General features: G+C 61.2%; 1 protein-coding gene and 1 pseudogene. Both read left to right on the top strand.

Annotated elements, in window-relative coordinates:
• Positions 1-106 precede the first annotated feature (106 nt).
• A pseudogene (locus M2360_RS26710) lies at positions 107-294 on the top strand (IS5/IS1182 family transposase); the annotation flags it as partial.
• A gap of 412 nt (positions 295-706) precedes the next feature.
• On the top strand, positions 707-5,204 hold a 4,498-nt coding region (locus tag M2360_RS26705; RefSeq protein ID WP_280778428.1), incomplete at its 3' end, for a hypothetical protein.

Genomic DNA, 5,204 nt, shown 5'->3' with positions numbered 1-5,204 from the left:
TCCGCCGTACATCTGGGTACGCCCTCGCCAAAAGCCTTGATCCTGACCGAAATTGATCCGGCAGAATGAGGCTGATAAGCTGAAACACGCTCTAACCTATAAAGCCGATGGTCTGATGAAGTGGCAGGTCGCGACCGGCTACGGAAATCGGTCGAGACCGCGATCGGTCGCTACAAGTCGATCATCGGACGCCGACTGCGAGCACGCTCATTCGCGGCACAGTCGACGGAAGTTGCCATCGGCTGCGCGATCCTCAATCGAATACTGGCATGTGCAAGCCCGAAATCCGTCCGGTGCAGAAAAGCTACCGCACAGCAGCAGAACCAAAGATCGAATTCCGCTCGCACTACGATCGATGCACCAGCGCCAGCTCACTCCGAAAACGACAACTCTGCTGCACACTGTGTCCCGTCCTACAGGGGGCAAGTGAACGATTTGCCGATGGCTAAGATCCAGCAGCTGTGCGGTCGCGACCCATGCATCGTAACGGTAATCCGGTGCAAGGCTTGATGAATCCAAAGGAAGTCAATCCTGGAAGTTTGGTTAGGTGTATGGCGAAAACTGAATCGGCTCGTGAGCATGTGGCGGATTTTTCATAGCTTTTTCTTCCTTTTTGCAGTTCCCGGCGAGTGGCTCAGGTTAATTTTGGAGTCTATTAGGATGGAAATTTCTGCTCGCTGGGCGTGTCGACAGCAAGGAAGCCGTTATGACCACTTATTCTGAAATTCTCTCGCTTGTCGCTTCTTCCGGCGCCGCGGTTGATCTCTCCGACAATGAGGCGTCGTTGACAATCGCTCAGGCCCAGGCGCTCATTGCCGTTGGGGTCGTCTTCGCCGCCGATGACGAGATCACGATTTCGGACGAGGCCGATACGATCGAAGCGCTGAGCGCGACCGAGATCGCCAATCTTGGGACGCTGGGCGTTTCGGAGGTCCTGGCGAACGACAGGGCGCTGGCGCTAAGCATCAGCCAGATCAACGCCTTTGCCGCCGCCGATATCGCCGCCTCGAGCGAATATGAAACGATGAGCCCCACCACGACGGCCGATATCGAGGTGGGCGGCATTACTGATGGGCAAAGCGGTCAGACTGCCGCACTGGCGGACGGGTCATACATCGTCGTGTTCAACGCAAGCGGTGTCATCTATGCGCAGCGCTTCGATGCCGACGGCAACAAGATCGATGATGCGACACAGGTCAGCACTACGAGTGACGCAATTCAGGCCAGCGTGACGGCGCTCGCCGATGGCGGCTACCTGATCGTCTGGACGGATTACTTCACGCTGTATTATCAGCGCTATGACGAGGATGGGAATGCGACAGGCGCCGTGACCTCGCTTGATCCGGATTCAACGTCATCTGAGTCCATGGCGCCGCAGGTGACGGCCCTCTCGGATGGGGGCTACATTATCACGACCTATACGGGCTCCTCCACGATTGTCGCCCAGCGTTATGACGCCGATGGAGACGCGGTCGGCAGCGTCATACCCCTGACAACCTCCGGCACCGCACTCAATGGCCTAAATTCTTGGGATGAAGGAGCTGTCTATACGCAGACGGTCGAGCTTGCCGATGGCAGCGTGGCGATCTTCTATACGGCTCCCGACAGTGACGGCTACGGTGTTTACGGGCAGATCATCGATAGTTCAGGCGCTGCCGTCGGCAACGCCTTTGCCGTCACCTCCGATTCGGATGGCCGCGAAATCCTGGCCGCAGTCACGCAACTGAGCAATGGCGCATTTGCTGTCGCCTGGGCGGTCGACCGTACCTCCGTCTATATGAGGATATATGATGGGGAGGGGAATGCCGTGACAGCGGCAATTGCCGTCAATGAAAGCAGTTCCTATCAGCTTAATGTCGGCATCACCGCACTTGAAGACGGCCGCTTCGTCATCACTTGGAACTGGTATACTTCTGGCCGGGATATTTATTCGCAGGTTTTCGACGCCAGCGGCAACGCCGTGACCGCGATCTCGGTGGTCAACACGACCACGGACGGAATCCAGTATACTCCGACGGTCGTAGCGCTGGAAGGCGGCGGCTATGTAATCGTCTGGAACGACTATAGCGACAGCACGGGATACGATATCAGCGGCCAGGTGTTCGACGCCGACGGCAACAAGATTGGCGATGAATTCGCTGTCAACGTCAATGAAAGCGGCAACCAGCGCTACCAGAAGATCGTGGCCCTCGCTGACGGCGGCTTCGCCATCACCTGGTATGACGACAGCGTCGGCAAATATTACACCCGCGTCTATCACAACGACACAGATGTGGCATCGCTGAACGGCACGGCCTCGGCCATCTCGGCGCTGACGGCGTCGGATGCAGCTGATCTGGTCGAGATGGGCATTTCGACGATCACCGTATCGAACGGCGGCGCCGTCACCTTGACCGCGGCGGCGGCGGTGGCGCTGGCCGCCATTTCCGGCATCAGCATTGATGGAGCAGCCTCGATAGAGGTCAGCGACATCGGGGCTGCCCTTGCCGACATTTCGGTGTCCAACATCGCCGCCCTCGACAGTCTCGGCGTATCGAAGCTGGATGCGACAGACGACGCCGTGACCGTGTCGCTCGCCCAGGCACAGGCCCTAGCCTCGGCCGGACTAACCTTTGCGTCCGACGATACGGTGACGGTGTCGCTCACGGCCTCGGAGCTTGCCGGCCTCGACGCTGACGATCTCGATGATCTCGCCGGTATTGGCGCGAGCGGATTCGATCTCTCGGACGCCGCGTCCCTGACCTATGCGCGCATCCTCGCGCTGCAATCGGCTGGGTTCGGCATCGCCAGCGGCGATGTCGTGACGCTCTCGGACACGGCTGCAACCATCGAAGGACTTTCCACCGCCGACATTGCCGCTCTCGGCGCCTGGGGCGTCGATTTCGTTGATCTGACAGACGATGCGGCAAGCATCTCGGTATCCGCCGCGCTGGCCCTGGAGAGCGCCGGACTGTCGTTCGACAGCAGCGACCTGGTCACCGTGTCGGCCACGGCGGCGGACATCGCTGCGCTCGATGCAAGCGATATCGCCGCGATCGCGGAGGCCGGCGTTTCCAGCCTCGCCTTGTCGGATGCAGGCGATCTGTCCCTCAGCGTCGAACTGGCGCTCGCCCTCGGCGCCCATGATGTGGCCGTCTCCGCCTCGTCCGGGGACGTTCTTGTCGTTGCGACCGGCGCCGAGATCCAGGCGCTGTCATCCGCCGATATCGCCACGATCGCTTCGCTTGGCATCGTTCTGATCGACGTCAGCGACGATATCGTGTCGCTGACGATCGACCAGGTCGAAGCTTTCTCCACGCAGGGTGTTGGTTTCAGCAGCGGCGACAGCCTGGAACTTTCCGATGTCAGCGGTTCGGCCGTGTCGGTGACGCTGGCCGAGGCTCAGGCGGTCGTTTCCGCCGGTCTGGTCTTTGCGTCTGGTTACACCGTGACCATCACGCTGTCCGCGACGGATCTCGCTGGTCTCGACGCCAATGCGCTCAGCGATCTTGCCGGGATCAGCGCGAGCGTGTTCGACCTGACGGACGTCGCGTCCCTGACCTATGCCCGCATTCTCGTTCTGCAGACGGCGGGTTTCGACATTGCCGCAGACGACGTCGTTACGCTCGCCGATGCCGGGGACACGGTCGAGGCGTTCTCGACCGCCGATATCGCGTCGCTCGCCGCCTGGGGCGTGGACAGCGTCGATCTGACCGACGATGCGGCAACCCTGACCGTCTCCGCCGCGCTCGCCTTTTCCAACGCCGGCCTCGAATTCGCCAGCGGCGACGCGCTGACCGTGTCCCTGTCCGCCTCGGAGATGAATGCGCTCAGCGTTAGCGACATCGCGTCGATCGCAGGGATCGGCGTCTTTGCATTTGAATATAGCGGCGGCCTCAACCTGACGGTCGATCAGGCCCAGGCCTTGATCGACAATGCCGTCGCCCTGCAAACCACCGATGGAACGGTGATCGTCTGGGACAGCGGCGCGGCGATCGCTGCGCTGGAAACAGCCGAGATCAGCGCCTTGGCAAGTTTGGGCGTCGAATACTTCAATGTCAGTGACGACGCCGTCTCGCTGACCATGGACCAGATCGAAACGCTGTCGTCTCTGGGGATCGAATTCACTTTCGACGACAAGATCTCGCTTCTGGCCACGGCCGCCGAATTCGCCGCCCTTTCGGCGACCGACATCGCGACGGCTGCGGCTTATGGCGCCTCCAAGATCACCTCGACCTCATCCACTCTCGAAGCGACCGTGGCGCAGGTTGCGGCCATGCAGACGGCGGGTCTTACCTTCGACGACGCCCTGACCGCGCGCCTCTCGGATACGCTCAGCCGCATCGTCGCCCTGACGAGCAGCGATCTCTCCGATTATACGGCGCTTGGCATCGACACCGTGCGGGTCGCCGACACGGGCGCCGTGATCGCGGCGATGACAACCGCCAATATCAGCAAGCTGAGCACGCTCGGCGTCGACAGCATCGACGCCACCGACGGCGCGATCACCATCAGTCTGGTCAAGGCCAATGCCCTGGCGCTCGCCGACATCAGTTTCGACAGCGACGACGACGTGGCCGTGTCCGCGTCGGCCTCCACCTTCGCCGATCCCGATACGCTCGACCTCTCGGGGCTGGCCGCCATCAATGTCGACCGCATCGACATTTCTGACGACGCGATTTCGCTCGGCTACGCGGCGGCGAATGCCTATGTCGACGCCGGCATCGGCTTCATCTCCGCTGATGAGGTGACGGTGACGCTGACCTATGCCCAGGCCAGTGCGTTGACCAGCACGGTGGGCGCGGCGCTTCTCGCCGCCAATGTCGATACGCTCACGGCGACGATGACGGGCGCTCAACTTGCGGCTCTTTCTGCCAGCGGCATCGCTACCCTGGCTGCCAAGGGGATCAACGTTATCGATCTCTCCGACAACGCCGCCTCGCTGACGGCGGCGCAGATCGAGGCGCTTGTGGACGGCGACATCTCGCTGGTCTCCCCGGACGCGCTGGCGCTGGTGGATACGGGCGCCAGTATCGCTGCGCTGACCTCCTCTGAAATCACGGCCTATGCCGATCTCGGCGTGAGCTCCGTGAACGCGTCGGATGATGTCCTGTCGCTCTCTCTGAAAACGGCGCAGGCGTTGGTGAATGCAGATATTGCTTTGACGTCTGCAGATGCCGTGACCGTCAGCCTGAGTTATGCCGAAGCAACTGCGCTGACGGCGA

It is taken from the genome of Rhizobium sp. SG_E_25_P2 (genome assembly GCF_029892285.1).
Classification (GTDB): domain Bacteria; phylum Pseudomonadota; class Alphaproteobacteria; order Rhizobiales; family Rhizobiaceae; genus Rhizobium_E.
The sequence above is the reverse complement of the archived record's forward strand: the minus strand, read 5'-3'. Positions and strand labels throughout refer to the sequence as shown.